Below are 19,641 nucleotides of genomic sequence, written 5' to 3' on the forward strand. Positions count from 1 at the left end.
TGACCCTGATACCGTCATTCTAGGAGAATGTAGATGCGAAGCGCGATTCTGGCTCTGTTGATTGTTGCGGCGGCGTTCACAGTGGGAGGAGCTTCGGCACAAGCCGCGGGTGAAGGGCAGCCTTCCGACTGGGGCCGCTTCAACTACTACCCTTACGTCTACTACCCACACAACTTCCAGGCTCCCCAGCAGTACAACAGCCTGTACCACCGGTATCCACAAGCTCGCCAGATCCCGGTCTACAATAAAGGCTGGTACAACTTCTACCCCGAAAAGCGTCCCTACCACAGCGGACACCACTTCGTTCTCGACGTGTTCTAAACCCACGCTGGGCTTGAGCAAGACGTTCTGACGGGAACGTGACTCGATGAAAGCCGGGGCAACAAAAACTTCACCTTGCCCCGGTGCTCACCCGCTCGACATCCATTCGCCACGGAAGAAACAACCTTCCGGTTCGGCGACAGCGGGTTATGACTGGACTGCGAGAGAACGACTCGTCCACAGCGACGGTCGTGCCCGCCTCCAGCCACGATAGAGATCCGATTCGGAAGCGATTGCGCACGGGGGGGAGTGTAGTCGCTTCTGAATCGTTCTCTGTTGTGACAGGTCAGGCCGAATGGCCGAACTCGATCAGCGCGTCGTTCTGCGGTCCGCACCGCCTTCTCGCAAATTCACCGCACGTCAGCGAAGGGCTTTGAGAGCACTCAGCCGCATCGCGTTCACAGACGGAATCAGGCCACCGAAAAAGCCCATCGCCAGGGCAAGCAACATGCCGACCGCAATCGTGCTGGGATCGACTGTCAGGCGCAGAACAACAAACTTGCCCCCTCCCCCTGGTCCACCTGTCACGATGCTGTTGGCGGTGAAGCCGTCACACAACGATCCGATGGCGCAACCGATCGCTCCTCCGATCAGTGCCAGTACCAACGATTCCAGCAGGAACGAGACGAGGATCTGCCAGCGTCGAAAGCCCAGCAGACGCAGCACGCCGATGTCTTTTGTTCGCTGACTGATCGCAGCGAACATGGTATTCATCACGCCGAACAGGCCCCCCATCGACATGATCAAGGCAACGACCATCGCCATCCCGAGGAACTGAACGTTGGTCGCCGAGAGATTCGCAAAGTACGTCTGTTCGACCTGCGGGCTGATCGTCGCCTGCTTGTACTCATTCGCAAAATATTCCTTGAGCAGTTCGGCCCCCCACTGCGCTTCGGAGTATTGTTCCTGAACTTTCTTCAGTTTGGGTTTAGGAGCGGTCTTGTCGGTGGCATACAGGGCTGCCGCCTCATCATAGGCCTTCTGCGCAGCCAGTTTTCGGTCTTCGATCAGCTTCTGTCGCTGATCTTTGCGGTAGTTGGGGTCGGCCCGCACACAGAAGGTCGTGTAATTGGACTTTCCGAACAAAGGTCCGACCTGCGATTGACGTGTCCAGACCTCGGAGTCGTAAACGGTACCGGAGGAGGCAAAGATTCCCGTCACGTACCAGACGCGATCACCGATCTGAAAGGTATCACCCGCTTCCAGGCGATCCTTGTTTTTCGCCTGCTGACGCATCTCTTCCGTTCGGTCGTTCCCCAGTTCACGTGCGATCCCCGCGCCGAGCATGGCTTCGATCGCGGTGTCTCCCTTGTCATTGATCTCGCGAACCCCTGCCTCAGAGAACCAGTCACCGCCGGGCATCAGTTTCAGACCATGGACTTTGGCCGACATCGCGGGATCGTCGACACCGCGCACTTGCAGGAATCGTCGCTTTTCCTGACCGGTTTTTGCATCGGTAATCTGCTGGGAAATCCCCAGATACGTCTCTCGACTGACAAGGGATCGCCCCTCTTCGTCGCGAGCCACCCCTTCCTGCGTCTCGATCTCGGTGGCATCCGCAAAGCCCAGATTGCTGAAAGCTTCGTCTGTCGAACCTTCCGACATGATCAGCACATTGCCCGGCTGACCGCTGGATTCGGTCATGGAATACATTCCATTCACGAAGGCCAGCAGCACAATCTGGATCCCGATCACCAGCGTGAACGCCCCGACCATGAACAGGGTCGTCAGCCAGCGGGTTTTGAGGTTCATCAGATTGTAACTGAGTGGGACCTTGCCAATCACGAGCAGAAGCAGCAGAAGAATTCCGGCTCCGGCAAAGATGCCCTTCATGACCGGCGACGAGTTGCCGAAGACCTGCCAGGGTGCGGCGGCAAACAAATAAGCTGCAAACATCAAAAACCTCGGAGATTGAGGAATAAGTCAAAGGCTTATGCGGGTGACAGTGGCGAAGCGAACCGGGTCGCTCAGGCAACTTTCGAGAAAACGTCCGAGACACGCACACCGCGGGCGGTGATCGCGGGGACGAAACTTCCCGCGAAGGCGGTCGCGGCCCCCATCCCGGCCCCCCACCACAAGCAGTCGATCGGAACGGCAAAGCTGGGGAAGAACGCAATCGGGAACGGAAGACCACCCCAGATACCGTTAATCACGCCATAGGCCAGTCCGGCACTGAGCAGTCCGGATAACGTTCCGATCAACAGCGCCTCGCCAAGAACCAGTGTCAGGATTTGCCAGGGGAGAAACCCCAGCACTTTCAGCACCGCAAATTCAGTCCGGCGTTCACGCACACTGATACTGATCGCGTTCGAAATCACCAGTGCCAGCACCATCATGCAGGCGGGAGCCAGCAACCAGCGAACACCCCAGATAATATCCCGATAGGCATCCAGAAACGAGGAAATTCCCGTCGACGAGGTCTCACATTTGACGGGGGGGTTCGTATACGAAGGGGCCGTCAGAATCTGCTCGGTCAGCTTGTTGAACGAAACTCGATCGGGAACACGCAGCCAGACGAGACTGAGTGTTTTGTCCGCCAGAGGATGAGGCTTATTCCCATTCGACAACTTGTAGGCATCCATCTGCGCCTCGAAATATTCACGATTGATGATGGCGCTGTCCGTGTACTGTGTCGCTTCCTTCGGAAATGTCCCGACGATTTCCATTTCCAGATTAATGTCGCGGTAGTTGCGGCTGTATCCGGTGATTCGATCGCCAATCCGCTTTTTCATCTTCTCGAGTCGTCCCGGACCGATGATCACACCATTGCGAATCTCGTTCATCCTCTTGATCCCTGCGATCAGAGGGGCGGCCTGCTCGTCCGTCAAAACATCGATGCCGTCCAGCATCGTACGAGCCTTTTCGGGTTCCATGATGAACGCGAAGAAGAGGTTCTCGTATCCTCGTTTCGCGGGATTGGATTCTGTTGAGCCGACGAAAAAGCCCCAGCTCATGGAATCCTGCGGCCGGACTGCATTCGGATCGTTGGGATCTGCGGCCCCTTCAGACAATCCCGCCGCGTAGGAGTAAGGAAGCAGGCTGGGTGCCTGCCACTTCTCCGTGACGATCGCCTTGATATTGGCACTCTTTTCCTTCGTGACATAGTCGAGCGTCGTGAGAACGGTGAAGACCAGTGTTACGACAAGCACCAGCATCATCGTTCCGAGCGACGTCAGAATTGTACGCACGGGATTGCGAGCGATATTCTCAAACACGAGTACTAAAAATTTCATGGCGGGGTCCCGCGATTATTACAGCGAATCTTGCGATCAACTGATCATTCGAATTGAGAGAGACAGTCGACTCGGGGCGATGGGACAATCGAATCCGGCCCTTACGTCGACGAAAAAGAGTCAGCACCACAGATCAGACCTGACCGACTTCCTGCACGGTCTGCGAAGCAAGTCGACCTTTCTCCAGATGGACCAGGCGATCGGCCCGATCCGCCGCGCGCGGGTCGTGGGTCACCATGACGATGGTCTTATTGAGTGACTCTTTGAGTTCAACGAGCAAGTTCAGAATCTCGTCCGCCGACTTCGCGTCGAGGTCCCCGGTCGGTTCGTCCGCGACGATCAGGGCGGGATCGGTCACAATCGCCCGTGCGATGCCGACGCGCTGCTGTTGTCCCCCGGACAACTGCCCCGGACGATGCCACATGCGGTCTTTCAACCCGACAATTTCCAACGCCGTCGTCACCTGCTGCTTTCGTTGTGCTGCCGACAGGGGTAGCAGCAGCAGGGGAAGCTCGACATTTCGAAACGCCGACAGAACCGGCAACAGGTGGTAAAACTGAAAGATGAATCCGAGACTTCGGGTTCGCCAGCCGGCAAGTTGCCCTTCCGACATCCGCGAGATCTCTTCTCCCTGCACGCGAATGCTGCCTGACGTCGGTCGATCCAGACCGGCAATCAGGTTGAGCAGCGTTGTCTTGCCAGAGCCCGACGGCCCCATCAGTGAAACGAACTCTCCTTGCTGAACGACCAGATTGAGGCCATTCAGAACGTCCAGTAGTTCGCTTCCTCGCCGAAATGACTTATGAACATCCTGGACTTCGACGCACGGATCAGACGACGACATGAGCAATTCCTTGCTGGCGAAAGAAACCCGATCCCCGCTGGATGCATTCGCAGAATCCATTCCTCACGGGGGACGTCAGGTTTTGGTGAGTTCTCTCGTTGTGAACAGTATGGTCTGAAAGGCAGTTAGAGAGTGAGCCGTCGGGGGCATCGAGCCCGTATCAGGATTGTCTGCTACGTCTCTGGTGGCCCCTCAGTCAGGCCGGGATCAACATCCCCCGTCTCGGGAGCAGGGTCAGAGAACGCAGCCGGTTCCTCTTCTTCAACCAGATCGGCGTAGAATTTCACGAGGGCTCCCATCTCGGGCCTCAAATACTGCCCTTCCTCTTCAGGAGGAACTTTCAACCGGACACGGACCGGGACAGCTCCCTTGGCACGGTCGGCGATGGGCATCAGCCGTGAGACGACACCGTCATAATACCGGTCCATGAACGCTTCAGGCTGAACGCGACACCGCTGGCCTTTTCTCACCTTGGAAATTTCCCGCTCCTGCACAGAGAGCTCGACCTCCAGTTTGGAGAGATCCGCCATGTCACACAGACTGAAGGAGCCATTGAAGGCAACCGGATTCACCAGGTTTCCCAGTTCCGCATTCTTTTTCAAAACGGTGCCGGAAATCGGAGCCACGATGATGCAATTATCCAGTCGCCACTTGGCGCGTCGAACTTCGGCTTCCGCCTGCCTGACCTGAGCCTCTGCAGCACGTTTTCGTTCCGGACGCGGTCCGTCGATCATGAGCTGTGCGGTCGCGGCCAACTTGTCGACCCGTTTTCTGAGCATCTGATACTGAGACTGAGCCGTTTCAAAGTCCTGTCGATTGCCGAAGCCATTCGTCAGCAGGTCCCTCGCCCGTTTGTAGTCTCGTTCCGCCTGCTCCAGATTGGTTTGTGACTCGGCGAGGTCCGCCTGCACTTGCTTGATCTCGTCGGGACGGGATCCCTCACGCAATTCGGCAAGGTTCTCACGTGCGGCTTCGAGCTGTCCCGAGACTCGTTCAAATTCGGCGAGATACTCCGTGTTGTCGAGTACGGCCAGAACGAAGCCTTTTTCGATCCTCTGCCCCGCCTCAAAATTCAACTCGATCACGCGTCCGCTCACTTGCGGACTGACCAGAATCTGTTGTTCCGGAATAATGTAGCCCTTGGATTCCACCACAGGTCCGGAAGCGGGAGGTCCAGGTGGCTTCGGGGTGGTCGGCTGCGCCGCGGGGGCTGTCGTCGAGGTTTGGACGCCGGCCTGAGCGACGGATCCTTCCTGTTTCACGAGAGGGCTTCCTGCGAACAGCAGATAGGCAGTCGCACAGGTCATCCCCAGCAAGAGCACCCAGGGGAGCTTTGAGCCGGCCCCAGACGACTGGTTCGGTGGGGGTAACCTGAGCGATTGAACGCGATCTTTGAGCGAAGCGTTCGCGGCAGAGGTTTCGGACATAGACACAGAATTTCCTGTGAGGTGAACTGGAATCTTGATGAGGTGGCTCGTTCGAACGATCAAATTCCTGAAATCCACACGTCGAAGCCCGTCAGTGTGAGTCTCAATTCCAGAATTCAGATCCTTTCCAAACCGTTATATCATTGCATTTGGCTCTCAAAAAATCCATTCGCGAAGTACGTAGAACGCGCGATTGCAGACCCAGGCGACTCACGTTTATGGGACGACTTGGCATTATTCGAGGCGCAGTCAATACCACGTGTCGTCACGAACGGATCCGAGAGGAATTCCAGATGTTCAACCTTCGCTGCGACCCCATGGAGCATCAATCACATTATTCATAAACGATCTCCAGGGGGATCTATTTCGCAGGGCTTGAAACCTGGATCTCGCTCATCATTCATTCACATCTTAGAACAGTCACAGATAAAACAGTCACAGTCCAGAGGTCCGCCTGCTAGTTCAGGATTTTGATTTGAGAAGGTGTTTCAGAAGAGCGATAAACTCGATGTGTTGCCTTCTGGAAATCTTCGGGCTTTGCCGTATAGATTTCGACGAACTTCTGGGGATTTCTGTCAATCAGTGGGAACCAGCTGCTTTGAACCTGGACCATCAGGCGGTGTCCGGGGCGAAACGCATGGCAGATATCGGGGAGGGTGAATTTCACTTTCTCGATGCGGTTCGGGATAAACGGTTCCGGCTTTTCGAAACTGTTCCGAAACTTGCCCCGGAAGACATCACCGCGAACCAGTTGCTGATACCCACCCATTCGGACACCGGACGGATTTTCTTTGGGATCGGGATAGTCACCGGGGTAAACATCAATCACCTTGACGACCCAGTCGGCATCAGTACCGGTTGTTGATACGTAGAGCTCGACCTCAATCGGACCCGCAACACGCAAGTCGGTTTCCAGAATTTCTGTCTCGTAGACCAGCACGTCCGGGCGACGCGACGCGTGTCGCTGATCGGCGGTCATGTATTCCGGAACCATGCCAATCACCGTTTTATCGATAAACGGGACGGGGCGTGCCGGATCGCTGAGATACTCATCATAGCCAGAATCATCGGGGGATTCCGGAGGCTGAGGCCGAAGCTGTCCTTGTGAACTGAAAAAGAATGTCCGAGGTTTGAACTCTTTCGGCGGCCAGGTCTCGTACTGACGCCACAGGTTCGTCCCGGTTTCGAAAACCCACGCTTCCGGATGTGCGAGCTTTCCGTCCCCTTTCAGGTGGAACTCAAAGAAGGGAAATTCGATCTTCTCACGATAAAAAATCGAGGTCTTGGCGTTGAATGAGACGTGCCCCAGAGATTCACCGTCGCCACCCGCCCATCCTCCGTGCACCCACGGGCCCATGACGAGCATGTTTGAGGTTCCCGGACTGCTTCCTTCAATTTGCTTGTACGTCTCGAGGGCACCGAAAAGGTTTTCTGCATCGAACCAGCCACCGACCGTCATCACGGCCGGCCGGATATTTTTCAAGTGGGGGCGGAGGTTTCGTGCCTTCCAGAATTCATCGTACGTCCCATGCTTCATGACCTCGTTCCAGAAGGGGACGTCCCCTTTGTAGTAGCGGGAATCCGCATTCGGCAGGGGGCCGAGTTTCAGGAAGAACTCATAACCGTCCGGAGTGCCATGATCGAATTGATGATCGATCTTTTTTGACGGTTCAGGCCGGTTGTGACCGTGACGCGCCATGAAGTTGAAGACATGCGGAAGCTGCAAGGCTCCGTTATGGTGCCAGTCATCACCGATAAACCAGTCGGCGATGGGGGCCTGTGGCGAGCAGGCGGCAAGCGCCGGATGAGCGTCGATCATTCCCGCGCTGGTATAGAAGCCGGGATACGAAATCCCGTACATGCCAACCTTGCCATTGTGATTGGGCAGGTGCTTGATCAACCACTCGATTGTGTCCCAGGTATCCGTACTTTCATCAATCTGGTCGGGACCGCTTTTGACAGCCAGATGAGGACGCATGTCAACGAAGTCACCTTCCGACATCCAGCGGCCTCGCACGTCCTGGTACACGAAAATGTAGCCTGCTTTGCCGAACAACGTCGAAGGCCCCAGGTTCTCGCGGTACTGGTCAACGCCGTACGGCTTCAAACTGTACGGAGTCCGACTGAGCAGAATCGGGTAAGTCTTCGACTGATCTTTCGGCTCATAGACTGCGGTGAAGAGCGTTTTGCCATCCCGCATGGGAATACGGTACTCGTACTTTGTGTAATTCGCTTTGACGTATTCCCCACCCTGGGCCTGCACCAGACGAGTGGATCCGACCACGGATGCGATCAGCACCAACGTGGTCACCATCGATTGAGTTGCCCGAAGCACACGAAGACGAATAAGGGCTTGCATCTCGGGAGTGTCTCCAGTTGATTGAAGTTAGAATCGTCTCTGGGTTCTGCGGCTGAGGCTACGCTGCACTGTCGAACAGATCGTGACCCCGCAGAAATTCGCAGGCGGATCTGTTTCAGCCTGTCACAGCCTTTTGGGCTTGCCGCGCGGCTTCGACTGCGCAGACTCGTTCAACCATTGTTCAAGTTGGGACGGGTCCTGCACCTGCTTTTGAATCTGCTCCACGTGCGACTCCCAATCATTTTTCGGAGCGGCGTTTTCTGCTCGGACTTCATCCTGAATCGCTTGCGGGCTGACACCTTCAAACTCGTCCAGCCAGAAGCTTACATCCTCTTCCCGTGGCGAATTTGGCGAGACGGACTTTCCCGTGGAACTCACCTGACGATGGGGAGAATCGAGTTCTTTCAGAAACACCTCGCTATCCGTCGCCATTCCGCGCCGCCTGCGGATGGCCGTCTGCAAGCGGTGATCACTCGAAATCACCTTCAATTGACGGGGGGCTGAATGCTGGCTGATCAACGTCTCAATCATTTCATCCGCTTCGTGTCCCGGTTCTGCAAACAGGACGACCATCATTTCATGCGTGTATCGAGCGGGCAGACCCCGCGGAGCGTCCTGTGCATCGAACACAACCGTACACCGTTTCCGCTCTTCCACGCTCATGCGACGTGCCAGCTTTGCCAGCAGGGTCAGCCGTTTGTTCGCAAGGTCGCCCGGAGGATGGTAGACACGTGCCAAACCCGCGGCGTGCATCAGGTTGTAGCCGTCGATAATCAGAAATGGGACTGGCATAATCAGTTTTTCGGTCGTAGTGTTTCCGGGAGGGAATTCCCGTTGTATCCCCTTGAATCACGATAGCAAGAATTGTCCCGGACACGATACACTCGTGCCACGAGGCAGAGTGTTTCCTTCAATTCGATGGGACCCTGACGAGTAAAGTCCGTCGGGCAATGTCTCACTGGCTCAAGATCGGAACATCACGTATGTCGTCTCGCTGTATCGCCGTCATCTCCGCAATAGCGTTGATTGCGGTGACCACATCAGCGAGGGCTGATATCAAGCTGCCCGGCATTTTCAGCGATCATATGGTCCTGCAGATGGGCAAGGAAGTCCCCTTCTGGGGATGGGCCGAGCCAGGTGAGGAAGTGACGGTGACGATCACCTCCAAGGACCCTGGTGATACGACGAAGCCCGAATCTGCGAACGTGGTAACGGCCGCCGACGGCCGCTGGAGTCTCCGTCTTCCCGGCCGCAGTAAGCCCGCTCAAGTCGAAGTCACGGTCACCGGAAAGAACACTGTGACACTAACCAACGTCCTGTTCGGGGACGTCTGGATCTGTTCAGGCCAGTCCAATATGGAATGGCCCGTCAGCGCATCGCTCAATCATCAGGAAGAGATCGCGGAAGCAAAGTTTCCATCCATTCGGTTCTTCAAAGCAGAACGGAGCACTGCGAGGGTCCCGCAGGACGACAATGACGGGAAATGGGTCGAATGTTCGCCCGATTCGATCGGGGGAATGAGCGCCGTGGCCTATTTCTTCGGTCGTGAATTGCACCAGCGACTGAAGCGGCCCATCGGTCTGGTTCAGCTGACGCATGGAGGTTCCATCTGTGAAGCATGGACCAGTCAGGCGGCGCTTAAGTCTGACGAAGACTTTGCCAAAATCCTCGAACGAGCCGAACGCGCGAGCACCGATCCCAGCCAGGCCAACAATCCCAACCGAGCGTCTGTCCTGTACAACGGCATGATCGCTCCGATTCAGGGATACGGGATCAAAGGAGCCATCTGGTATCAGGGCGAATCCAACACTGGGCGGGCGTTTCAATACCGCAAGTTGTTTCCCCTGCTGATCAGCAACTGGCGGCGGCAATGGGGGCTGGGAGATTTTCCATTTCTGTTTGTGCAACTCCCCAACTACGTTCCTGAAAAATCGAAACCCGATCGACCGGACGAACCGGAAGAGAGTGCGTGGGCAGAATTACGCGAGGCGCAACTGATGTCTCTGTCCGTCCCCCGAACGGGGATGGCGGTGACGATCGATGTTGGCGAACCGAGGGACATTCACCCCCGGAACAAGCAAGTTGTGGGCAAGCGACTCGCCCTTTCTGCACTTCAGGTGGCATACGGACAAGACATCGTTGCGAGCGGACCGCGGTACAAATCGATGAAGGTCATGGAAGGTACGATTGAGCTTGAATTTCAGGACATCGGCGACGGATTAGTTGCCCAAGGGGGCGACCTGCGAGGTTTTGCGATCGCGGGGGCCGACAAGAAATTCGTCTGGGCCACTGCCCGAATCGAAGGGAACGTCGTCCGCGTTTCATCGTCCGAGGTACCAGCGCCGGTTGCTGTCCGGTACGCCTGGGGCGACAACCCGGACGGGAATCTTTTCAACGGAGCCGGACTGCCCGCATCCCCGTTCCGCACCGACGACTGGGCAGGAATCACTCATCAGAACCGGTGATCGTGACTGTCTGATTCATAGACGCCAGTGATCCATCAAAACGAATACACTGGTTTGCAAAGGAACACTGTCGACCGTTTCGTCGCGGCCCATTTTGCGCTAGAATGTGCAAAGTGGATTATCCGGTTGCCCTTCTACAATGGATTGCGAATGAGTCACTCTGCTGTTCCCAGCCCACACATGGAGAAACGCACTAACAGTGAGACGACCATTTCGTCGATTGACGGTGATCTGCTTTACCGGGGCTATCCTGTTTCAGAGCTGGTCGAAGAATCCAGTTTTCTGGAAACGACCTTCCTGATCGTCCAGGGCAACCTTCCCTCGCAGGAACAGCTCGCCGATATGCAGGCCGTCATGAGCGAAGCGGCCGTTCTCGAACAAGACATCGTCAACTTTATCGAGCGTTTACCGCTGAACGTCCCTGCGATTGATATTCTGCGGACCGGAGTCAACCTGCTGGCGTTATCGGATGCTTACGAAGAAGAGCTCTCTCCGAATGACGTGTGGGAAACGCTGCAACGGTTGCTCGCCCAGTACCCGTTGCTGCTGGCGACACGCCACCGGATTGCCCGAGGGCTCGAGCCGGCCGAGCCGCGCGACGATCTGAGCTACGCTGGATATCTCTACTGGAGCCTGACCGATCGCGAGCCGTCACCCCTGGCAGAGCGAGCCCTTGACGCCTTCTTGATCCTCAGCGCCGAACACGAGCTCACCCCGTCGACGTATTGTGCACGGATCGTGGCGTCAACTCGATCCGATTTTCTGTCATCTGTCATCGCGGGGATCTGTGCCATGAAGGGGGTCTGGCATGGTGGTCCCGGCCGTCAGGCCATCGACATCCTCGAAGCAGTCGAATCTCCGGCTGCCGCACCCTCGATCGTCCGAGCGGTTCTCAAACAGTACGAACGGATGCCGGGCTTCTGGCATCGAGTTTACCGGACTTCAGATCCCCGGTCGGAGTTGCTCCGTCCCATCTGCCGGGACGTCGCCGTTGAAGTCGGCAAAATGAATATGGAAGAGGTCTCATCAGCCATTGAATCCGCTGTCTGGGACGAACAGCAGTTTCTGCCCAGCTATGACTGGCCCGCAGCGCGAATGCTGCATTATCTGGGGCTGGATTCTGACTTATTCGTGCCGCTGTTTGTGATCAGCCGGACGGTGGGCTGGGCCGCTCATTTCATCGAGCAGCAGCAGACTCCGCAGCCGATCAGACCACGTGCCGTCTATGTCGGCCAGCCGGAACGCCCCTTTCTTCCCCTTTCCGAGCGCGGCTGAAAAACCCTAACGCAAGCCTGCCGCGAAGATCCTCACCGGTCGGTTCCAACCTGACTCATGTCGGGAAAATCGCCGTAAATCGAGAAGGCGGCAAGGGATTTCCAGTCCGACTGTTCCGGTTGCGACCGGATGAATCAGGAAACGAATTCCGTTTTCCCGCCGAACAATCCTTCACTGCACTCCACGGCTCAACTAGAGTGGAGATGAACTTGATTCGTTCCCGCTGGAAAATCAGTAAACAAGAGAGTCGTGAGTACATCATCCATGTACGGGTTTCAACGCTGTATCGCCCCCCTGTGCCGCTCCACCTTCGATGTGACCGAAGTCCTCACATCCTGCCCGGATTGCGGTTCACTGCTTGATATCGATTATGAATGGGACAAACTTCCCATTCCCAAGTCGATGCGCGAGTTCGAGTCTCGCTGGGCGAATCGCCGCGATCCGCTCGACTTCAGCGGAGTCTGGCGGTTTCGAAACCTGCTTCCGTTTGCAGCGGACAAAGACATCGTCACGATCGGCGAAGGTCAGACAATTCTTCAGCAAAGCCAGGCGGTCGGAAAATACGTCGGCATGAACGCCGGAGGTCTCTACCTCCAATACGAAGGCCTGAACCCTTCGGGCAGCTTCAAAGATAATGGCATGACAGCGGCATCAACCCATGCCCGGATGGTCGGTGCGAAGGTCGCAGCCTGTGCGTCGACGGGGAACACCAGTGCCTCACTGGCGATCTATGCGAGCACGACACAGGTGTTTCGCGTCGTCGTCTTCGTGGGGAGCGGTAAGATTGCCTACGGAAAGCTGTCGCAGGCACTGGACTATGACGCCAAAACGCTGCAGATTCTCGGCGACTTTGATGATGCGCTCGAGCGAGTCCGTGAGGTCGCGGGTGAACGTGGAATCTATCTGTGTAACAGTGTGAACCCGTTCCGTCTGGAAGGCCAGAAAACAATTATGTATCGGGTTCTCGAGAGCCTGAACTGGGAAGTCCCCGACTGGATCGTCGTCCCGGGCGGAAACCTCGGTAATTCCTCAGCCTTCGGCAAAGCGTTCACGGAACTGAAAGCACTGGGCCTGATCGATCGTATCCCGCGACTGGCGGTGATCAACGCGGCCGGCGCCAATACCCTGTATCAGCTTTACGAGGAACGTGGAGTACGCTGGGACGGCGGGATGTCCGACGACGGCACGACAGACGCCTTCTTCAAAACTATGGATGCAGAGAAGCGGAAGGCCTCAACACTCGCCAGCGCCATCGAAATCAATCGCCCTGTGAATCTGAAGAAATGTCTCCGTGCACTTCAGCAGTGCGACGGGGTCGTCCGACAGGTGACGGACCAGGAAATTCTGGACGCCAAGGCACAGGTTGGTGCCGGTGGATTTGGTTGTGAACCTGCAAGTGCCGCGAGTGTCGCCGGGGCCAGAAAGCTGCGGGCAGAAGGTGTCATCGCGCCAAGTGACCGCGTTGTCTGCATCCTGACTGGCCACCAGCTCAAGGATCCTGACGCGACCGTCGCCTATCATTCCGGCGACCAAGCCTTGTTCAGCGAGAAACTGGGCAAACGAGGTGTTGAGCGGGCCGAGTACGCGAATAGCCCGGTGGTTGTGGAAAACAACCTTCAGAAGATCATCGACGTGCTGAATCAGCAGGGTTGATTGAATCTGCGGTCACAAGCCCTGTCGCAATTGCGTCAGGGCGATTTTTTTGGCTTGCCACAGCTATCGCTTCAGCGGAGTTTCGCTCCAGAGCAAGCCGAGAGTCCCCAGCGCATAGTACGTGTATTCGACGTCCGTAGACTGGTCCCAGGTCGCTGCCCGGAAACCTCCAGTGGGGTGTTCCAGGGCCAGGATAAACTGCTCAAGTCGCTTAGGATCGACCGTCGAGTGATCGTGCAGGTCAAGGCACGTCAGAAACCCGGTAAACGTCGACAGCGAATCGGCGAAAGGGATTCGGGAATTGGCCTGGAATCCCCCTTCGTCGCTGCGCACGTCGTTCAGATATCCCAAGACGTCATCACGCAGATTTGGTCCGATGATTGAGTGCAGCGTCAATACGCCGATCGCCGCCGCGGTCGGGTTCGTGCCGCTTCGCTTCATCGGAGCGATTTCGACAAAGCCCCCGTCATCGCGTTGTCGTGACCGGATGAACTCGACGAGGCTCTCTGCTGCGGGCAGAGGCTGACCAATCAGTTCGTAGCAAAGGGCCACCAGAAATGAATGGTAGGTGCTTCCAATGGCTCCTTCATGCGTTTTGGCGTAGCCCCCATCAGACGAGCGAAAGCCTTCAAGGCGTGCCGCCAGTGCCTGAGGCCAGTCGGAATCCGCCGCAGCCAGCAGGTCAATCCCTGCCGTCGCCTGGACCATCAGGGCGGAATAGAGCCAGCTCACCACGTCGATCACGTTGGCGTTCTGGTGACGGGCCCCGTCCAGGTAAGCAGCGACTCGCCGCGCGTCCTCGGCCGTGAAGAGGCGCAACGCAGAGAGAGCACGGACTCCAAACGCTGTGTAGTACAGGTCGGATTCCCGCTCGTCCGGTTCTTCATTCGCGTACTCGACAGGAATCCCCCGGCCGCCGAATCCTCCATCGGGATTCTGCTGACTCAGCAGAAACTGGCGATGCCGTTCTCGATCGGCGGGCTCCCATTGCGAGAGCCCGCGCGCAACGCGTTCATCAAGTCGAAACAGATACGGGTGCGCCATGCCTGAATCACGTCGCCCCAACAGTCTTACTGACCACAGGGAGCGTCGCCATCAGCGGGACCAGCTTGATCTGTGGCGCCGGTGCAGCGTTATCCGCCAGCACCGTATCGATCAGGAAGTAGAGCAGTTGGCGCAGCGGTTCTGGCTGAATTTCATCAGCCAGTGCTTCCGCACGGCTACGGCACTTGTCGACGAGCGCCTGGGCCCGGTCGAAGACTCCCAGCTTCTGATAGAAGTGACGAAGTCGATGGGAACGCTCGGTAGAGGTCAGCGGGTCGAGAATCACTTTCTCAAGTTCCTCTCGCACTGGCCCTTTGGCAGCATCCAGTGCCAATGCCATCAGCAGCGTCGGTTTGGCCAGCTCGGCATCTCGTCCGGAAACGATCTTGTTTGGAACCCCTTCTTCCCAGTCCTGCAGATCATTCAGAACCTGGAATCCCACCCCGATATGACGACAGAATTGGGGAATCATCGCCTCATAGGCATCGACGGGCCCCGCCATCCGCAGTCCTGCATACAGTGCGGCATCGAACGCGGGAGACGTTTTGAGCGCGTACAGCTTCATGGCATCCAGGGCTGTCAGTTTCAGGACATCCGCACCCGTCCAGCGAAGTTCAGCCCCCTGCCCTTCACAAAGCTTTAAGTGAGCGTTTGCCAGACGATCGAGGATGTCGCTGGCGGCTTCCGCACCCAGTTGCCGTCGGCTCTGACTGACCAGGCGGTATCCCAGACCGATCAGGTAGTCCCCGACATTGATGGCTGTCCCGACCCCATAGCGGCGATGCAGGGTCTCTTCGCCATAGCGGTACGGGTCGTCATCCTGAATATCGTCATGGACCAGTGACGCCTTGTGAAACGCTTCGATCGCCAAAGCAGTCCGGCGGACTTCCAGTGAGAACGTCGAAGGTTCGTCACTCGAGGCAGCCTGCAAACGGGTTCCCCCGGTCAGGGCGTCGTACGCGGCGAGAGTGATGAAAGGGCGAAGTCGTTTTCCACCCTTCACGAGCCACTTTCGCGCGAACGTTTCCGTTTCCGCCAACAGCCGGTCACCGGTCTCGGTTCCCTGCCGTGAAACCGGCAGCACTTCGTCGAACTCCTCTTCGAACATTTTGTTCGAGGCTCGCATCATCGGAACATATCCCGACGTGCGAGATTCTTCGAGAGGTTCGTACTTATCGAGACAGTGCCAGACCCACGATTCGTCGAGTTTTGTATTCTTGCAGTCACCCGAATGAAGCGGGACAGCATAGGAGGGGACCCCGGCCAGCAGCACCTTGTCGATGGCTTTTTCAAGCACATTCAGACAGGCCACGCCGAGAATCCCATCCACATGACCCGAAACGATGATCTTCAGGACGATCGGGGAACCTTCCGCGACGAGAACCTTATAGCCGAGTTGCTCGGCCCGGACTTTGTAATCGGCGATGGAACAGGCGCCGCATTTCTCGCAGTCGAGACCAAATTCATCGTAGTCGGCTGGACATCCTTCGGCGTGCTTCAGGCAATGCGGCAACAACAGCAACCGTCGCTCGAACGGGATCGCCAGAAACTGCTGCTTCCAGAACGCGTTTCCCAGCACAACCATGGTAAACCCGAGAAACCCTTCGGGCTGGTTATTCAGAGCAAGCAGTTTGCGAGCATGTTCCTCAAGAGCCGCTTTGTTAAACGGTCGGCTTTTATCGAGATGCTTGACGTAGCGTTCCGCCTCTTCTCGCAGACCTTCTCGCAACTCTAGCGATTCAGGGACGAGTTTCAGGTGAGATGTGCTTCGCTTGCGTCGCGGCTGATCATCGACTGTGGATCCGGCCCCGACAGCGGGTTTCTCGGAAACGTTGATCGACTCAGGGCTGTGGTCCAGCGTTGCGTTTGTCGCCTCGAGCATAAATTCACCTTTTACGAACCCAAATCAGGCCATCTGCCGCGGACGGTCGTCGTGACACCTACGAATTATTCCGAATTTTCATTTCGGCATTCCCATCCGAGGTGGATAGGGAGGGACAAGTCCTTCACTGCCTGCTCGATGTCGTTCGGCTCCCCTTCGTTCCGATCGATCAATTGCCCGAGCGAAAGTGGAGACAACGAAGATTATTGGATAAAGTCGCTCAAAATACCACAGCTTAGCGAAGTACAACCCGATCGGTGTGGGTTGCCGAAATGTACCCGCCTCGATTCGTTCCAGCAGCCATTCCAGGCCCCGCCGACACCGTGCCGCGTATTTTTCTATCGGCAGAAGTGCCTCGACGGCGAGTGCGGTTTCTTCCACAGACGACGGGGTGTTTCGAGTTCCGCCCCATCCGCCGTCATCATTCTGGACGTCCGCCAACCAGTCACAGGCAAATTGACAAGCCACATCCGGCAAACGATTCGTATCGCGGTAGGCAGCCAGTACCCGGGCCACCCCGTAAACAGGGTTCGCCTCATCAGGAGCGAACTGATTACCAAACCAGAGCGGGTGCCAGGTTCCGTCCGGATGTTGTGTCTGTGCCAGATACGCGAACCCTGCGGATGCTGCCTGTTCGACCCGTTCCAGCAGCGGATCCGGCCCCGCGGAATGTGCTTGTTGTGCGCGATGCCAGAGTTGCCAGGCATGAATGGCACGCAGGGCATGTGCCGTCAGATCGGGAGCACTGCGATCGAACGGGAGCGCTCCCCATCCCCGACAGAAGGTGGGCCAACCGCCGTCACGGTTCTGCAGGTCCAGCAACCATTGAACTCCTGCACGCAGCGCCGGCGCCAGTTCGGGTGACCGTTCGCCAGATCCCAGTTCATCGAGCTTGAGCAGTGCCAGGATTGCTCCCGGCGTGTCGTCTGCATCAGGGACACCGCCGGAAAGGTCCGTCCAGGCCCATCCCCCCGGTGCCGCATTCGTGTAAGGATGGACAACACGATTCTGCTGTTTGAGTAACCAGCTCAAAACAGACTTTGCCTGCTCGGGTGAGATCGATTCGGGACGCAGTGCGTTGATCGACAGAGTGGTAACCCAGGTGGCCAGATTCGTATCAATTGGCCAGCTTCCATCGGGTCGGACCGACGCGATTAGAAAGTCGACTCCCCGCTCAGCGACGGGATGAGCCGACTGGCCCATCGCCGCAAGACTCATCGTGACGAAACTCGTCAGGGGAGTTGCTTCCAGAAATCCGCCACTTTCCGGCTGCAGTGTCTTCAGCCTGCGAAGTGTCGGCTTGACCGCCATCTGGCGAAGCATCCGAATCAGGGGATTGCGTGACGGCGCCAGATGATGTCGGACCTGCCCAATCGCTATCAAGGCAGGAAGTGCATAGCTCACGACGGGCAGACTCATCCAGCGATAGAACCAGTGCGGAAAGACACCCAGCTCAAACGGCAGCGGCGGAAGCTGGTCCCAGGAAATTAATCCTGCGAGAGCACACTGCGTCAGGATCGGGACTGAAAAGGTGTGGTCCTTTCCGTACCGCTGTTTGATGGCGTCGAATCCCCCCTTGGATTCGATGTAGTTGCGAGCCCGCTCGGCAGCCGGTCCGAACTTCTCGGGAGACTGTGCGAGATGAAAACTGGAGTAAACGAGTGTAGTCGTCGAGATGTTGCTGAGACTCAGGCTGGTATCACCCCACCCGCCATCCGAGTTCTGACACTCGACGAGCCAATTCAATCCTTGAGAAATCAGATCCTTGAACTCGCTCTGACGTTGCGGTTGATCACGACCGACCAGTTGCAGGGCGACAACGGCCGTGGCAGTGGAAAGGGGGGACGAAGAGAGTTCGCCGACCCACGTTCCTTCAGCGGCCGCTTCGTCCTTTAAAGCAGACGAAGCGAGTTGATAGCCCTGAGTTAGACGGTCTCGATCCCAATCGTTCACAGCAACCCCGACTCCCATGGCCTCAAGATACTACACATCCAGCGCGTCGAGATCGTCCATCAGATCGTCGAGATCGTCACGCGGTTTTGATGACGCTTCAGCCTGTCGTTTGGGGAGTCCGACGGAAGCACCCACGGCAGAACGCCCATCAGCGACAAGCTCGACGTCGCGTTCCAGGACCGCCATTTCCAGTGCTGTCGGAGCACCGAATAACTTTGACAGGTCGATCTTGAAGTCTTCCACAAGGCCCCCAGCGGCCCCGGCAATTGCGGGTGTCTTATGCTCCGGGAAGACAATCGCGTTGGCGGGACAGACACGGCTGCAGGCAGGACATCCCTTCTTGCAGTTGTCTTCCTGCTCAACCAGAATTCGATCCAGCAGGTCGACACCGTAGACGCCAAACAGACAGAAATCGATGCATTCCATGCAGTTTGTGCAGCGACTGTAATCGATAACGGGATACCACCGACGACGGATTCCTTCCGCAGGAATGACTGTTGGTCCATCCGCATTGACATCGCCCGAACCGTTGGCAGTGGGATCAGTGCTGCCGCTGGCAAGAGCGGCAGATTCGCCGTTGAAAACGGACGGTCCCGATGTGACTACACCATTGGTGGGTGCCCCGCTGGATTTGGACGAAATGACGGGAATACCGCCGAATCCATTTAACTGGACAAGCGGGGCGGTCATGACCTGAGAAAGTCGTTCGATTTCGTCGAGGTACGTCTTTGCGTCAGGACTGGTCCGCAGGTCAATCGCAAAGATCGTCCGGTCAGGGACATTCAGTGCTCCGATGGCGCGGGAAGCCCCTTCATCGGCCGGTGGAGCCTCTGGAGGAATTCCCTCCTCGCCCTCGTCATCCTCGTCACTATCCGCGGCATTCAGCCGGGAGTCCCCTTCCTTGCCTTTGACTCCGTTGCGGTCCAGCACCCAGCGGATGGCCCTCGGGTAGAGCCATCCCAGCACGATCAGATCCCCTTTCAGCGACTTCAGCCACAGCATTCCTGTGTGGTCCGCGGTCAGATCGTACAGGTGCGGAACAACCGAAACCTCGGCTACTCCCGACAGAATCAATTGAGTCGCAATCTCTTCTTCAAGGTGTCTCTTCACCGGGTTCTTGCCGGGTGCCTGAGAGATAACGACTGTGACCTTTTTACGAGCCAAGGAACGGCCCTTTCTGCATTT

Annotated in this window: 13 protein-coding genes and 1 pseudogene; 4 read left to right on the plus strand and 10 right to left on the minus strand. The window is 56.9% G+C overall.

Annotated features, from left to right (window positions below):
* Positions 1–33: 33 nt before the first annotated feature.
* On the plus strand, positions 34–321 hold the full coding sequence (locus ACGY09_RS05695; RefSeq protein WP_373651231.1) for a hypothetical protein: 288 nt from the start codon (positions 34–36) through the stop codon (positions 319–321).
* Positions 322–681: 360 nt separating this feature from the next.
* Here the strand turns inward: ACGY09_RS05695 and ACGY09_RS05700 are convergent, their stop codons facing one another.
* From ACGY09_RS05700 to ACGY09_RS05725, 6 genes and pseudogenes are all read right to left on the minus strand, one after another.
* Positions 682–2,217, minus strand: a complete 1,536-nt coding sequence (locus ACGY09_RS05700) for an ABC transporter permease (RefSeq protein ID WP_373651230.1) — start codon at positions 2,215–2,217, stop codon at positions 682–684.
* Between the two features lie 71 nt (positions 2,218–2,288).
* Entirely contained in the window at positions 2,289–3,554 is a 1,266-nt protein-coding gene (locus ACGY09_RS05705; RefSeq protein ID WP_397570812.1) for an ABC transporter permease, read from the minus strand.
* A gap of 133 nt (positions 3,555–3,687) precedes the next feature.
* Positions 3,688–4,275 (minus strand): annotated as a pseudogene (locus tag ACGY09_RS05710) (ABC transporter ATP-binding protein); the annotation flags it as partial.
* A 296-nt stretch (positions 4,276–4,571) separates the two neighbouring features.
* Positions 4,572–5,825 carry an HlyD family secretion protein gene (locus ACGY09_RS05715; protein ID WP_397571853.1) on the minus strand — a complete coding sequence of 418 codons (1,254 nt, stop codon included), beginning with the start codon at positions 5,823–5,825 and terminating at the stop codon, positions 4,572–4,574.
* Between the two features lie 457 nt (positions 5,826–6,282).
* A complete protein-coding gene (locus tag ACGY09_RS05720; protein ID WP_397570813.1) occupies positions 6,283–8,184 on the minus strand; it encodes a CocE/NonD family hydrolase in 1,902 nt (633 codons plus the stop codon).
* A 123-nt stretch (positions 8,185–8,307) separates the two neighbouring features.
* A complete protein-coding gene (locus ACGY09_RS05725; RefSeq protein WP_397570814.1) occupies positions 8,308–8,976 on the minus strand; it encodes an NYN domain-containing protein in 669 nt (222 codons plus the stop codon).
* A gap of 191 nt (positions 8,977–9,167) precedes the next feature.
* Between ACGY09_RS05725 and ACGY09_RS05730 the strand changes: the two genes are divergently transcribed.
* From ACGY09_RS05730 to thrC, 3 genes are all read left to right on the plus strand, one after another.
* A complete protein-coding gene (locus ACGY09_RS05730; RefSeq protein ID WP_397570815.1) occupies positions 9,168–10,649 on the plus strand; it encodes a sialate O-acetylesterase in 1,482 nt (493 codons plus the stop codon).
* Between the two features lie 150 nt (positions 10,650–10,799).
* Positions 10,800–11,924, plus strand: a complete 1,125-nt coding sequence (locus tag ACGY09_RS05735; RefSeq protein WP_397570816.1) for a citrate/2-methylcitrate synthase — start codon at positions 10,800–10,802, stop codon at positions 11,922–11,924.
* A 264-nt stretch (positions 11,925–12,188) separates the two neighbouring features.
* The gene (gene thrC / locus ACGY09_RS05740) at positions 12,189–13,577 is read left to right on the plus strand and encodes a threonine synthase (protein ID WP_397571854.1); all 1,389 of its coding nucleotides are present in this window, start codon (positions 12,189–12,191) and stop codon (positions 13,575–13,577) included.
* A gap of 63 nt (positions 13,578–13,640) precedes the next feature.
* Here the strand turns inward: thrC and ACGY09_RS05745 are convergent, their stop codons facing one another.
* The 4 genes from ACGY09_RS05745 to ACGY09_RS05760 all read right to left on the minus strand — a co-directional run bounded on the left by ACGY09_RS05745 (position 13,641) and on the right by ACGY09_RS05760 (position 19,620).
* On the minus strand, positions 13,641–14,621 hold the full coding sequence (locus ACGY09_RS05745; protein WP_373651223.1) for a prenyltransferase/squalene oxidase repeat-containing protein: 981 nt from the start codon (positions 14,619–14,621) through the stop codon (positions 13,641–13,643).
* Between the two features lie 7 nt (positions 14,622–14,628).
* The gene (locus tag ACGY09_RS05750) at positions 14,629–16,503 is read right to left on the minus strand and encodes a polyprenyl synthetase family protein (RefSeq protein ID WP_397570817.1); all 1,875 of its coding nucleotides are present in this window, start codon (positions 16,501–16,503) and stop codon (positions 14,629–14,631) included.
* Between the two features lie 78 nt (positions 16,504–16,581).
* Positions 16,582–18,456 carry a prenyltransferase/squalene oxidase repeat-containing protein gene (locus tag ACGY09_RS05755; RefSeq protein ID WP_397570818.1) on the minus strand — a complete coding sequence of 625 codons (1,875 nt, stop codon included), beginning with the start codon at positions 18,454–18,456 and terminating at the stop codon, positions 16,582–16,584.
* Between the two features lie 30 nt (positions 18,457–18,486).
* The gene (locus ACGY09_RS05760) at positions 18,487–19,620 is read right to left on the minus strand and encodes an ATP-binding protein (protein ID WP_397570819.1); all 1,134 of its coding nucleotides are present in this window, start codon (positions 19,618–19,620) and stop codon (positions 18,487–18,489) included.
* Positions 19,621–19,641: the final 21 nt, after the last annotated feature.

It is taken from the genome of Schlesneria sphaerica (assembly GCF_044336245.1).
Lineage (GTDB): Bacteria > Planctomycetota > Planctomycetia > Planctomycetales > Planctomycetaceae > Schlesneria > Schlesneria sphaerica.

Bases quoted from the DNA above. Each gene is read 5' to 3' on its own strand.
- thrC (WP_397571854.1), top strand. From the start codon at position 12,189: ATGTACGGGTTTCAACGCTGTATCGCCCCCCTGTGCCGCTCCACCTTC.
- ACGY09_RS05715 (WP_397571853.1), bottom strand. From the start codon at position 5,825: ATGTCCGAAACCTCTGCCGCGAACGCTTCGCTCAAAGATCGCGTTCAA.
- ACGY09_RS05730 (WP_397570815.1), top strand. From the start codon at position 9,168: ATGTCGTCTCGCTGTATCGCCGTCATCTCCGCAATAGCGTTGATTGCG.
- ACGY09_RS05700 (WP_373651230.1), bottom strand. From the start codon at position 2,217: ATGTTTGCAGCTTATTTGTTTGCCGCCGCACCCTGGCAGGTCTTCGGC.
- ACGY09_RS05745 (WP_373651223.1), bottom strand. From the start codon at position 14,621: ATGGCGCACCCGTATCTGTTTCGACTTGATGAACGCGTTGCGCGCGGG.
- ACGY09_RS05750 (WP_397570817.1), bottom strand. From the start codon at position 16,503: ATGCTCGAGGCGACAAACGCAACGCTGGACCACAGCCCTGAGTCGATC.
- ACGY09_RS05705 (WP_397570812.1), bottom strand. From the start codon at position 3,554: ATGAAATTTTTAGTACTCGTGTTTGAGAATATCGCTCGCAATCCCGTG.
- ACGY09_RS05735 (WP_397570816.1), top strand. From the start codon at position 10,800: ATGAGTCACTCTGCTGTTCCCAGCCCACACATGGAGAAACGCACTAAC.
- ACGY09_RS05720 (WP_397570813.1), bottom strand. From the start codon at position 8,184: ATGCAAGCCCTTATTCGTCTTCGTGTGCTTCGGGCAACTCAATCGATG.
- ACGY09_RS05695 (WP_373651231.1), top strand. From the start codon at position 34: ATGCGAAGCGCGATTCTGGCTCTGTTGATTGTTGCGGCGGCGTTCACA.
- ACGY09_RS05725 (WP_397570814.1), bottom strand. From the start codon at position 8,976: ATGCCAGTCCCATTTCTGATTATCGACGGCTACAACCTGATGCACGCC.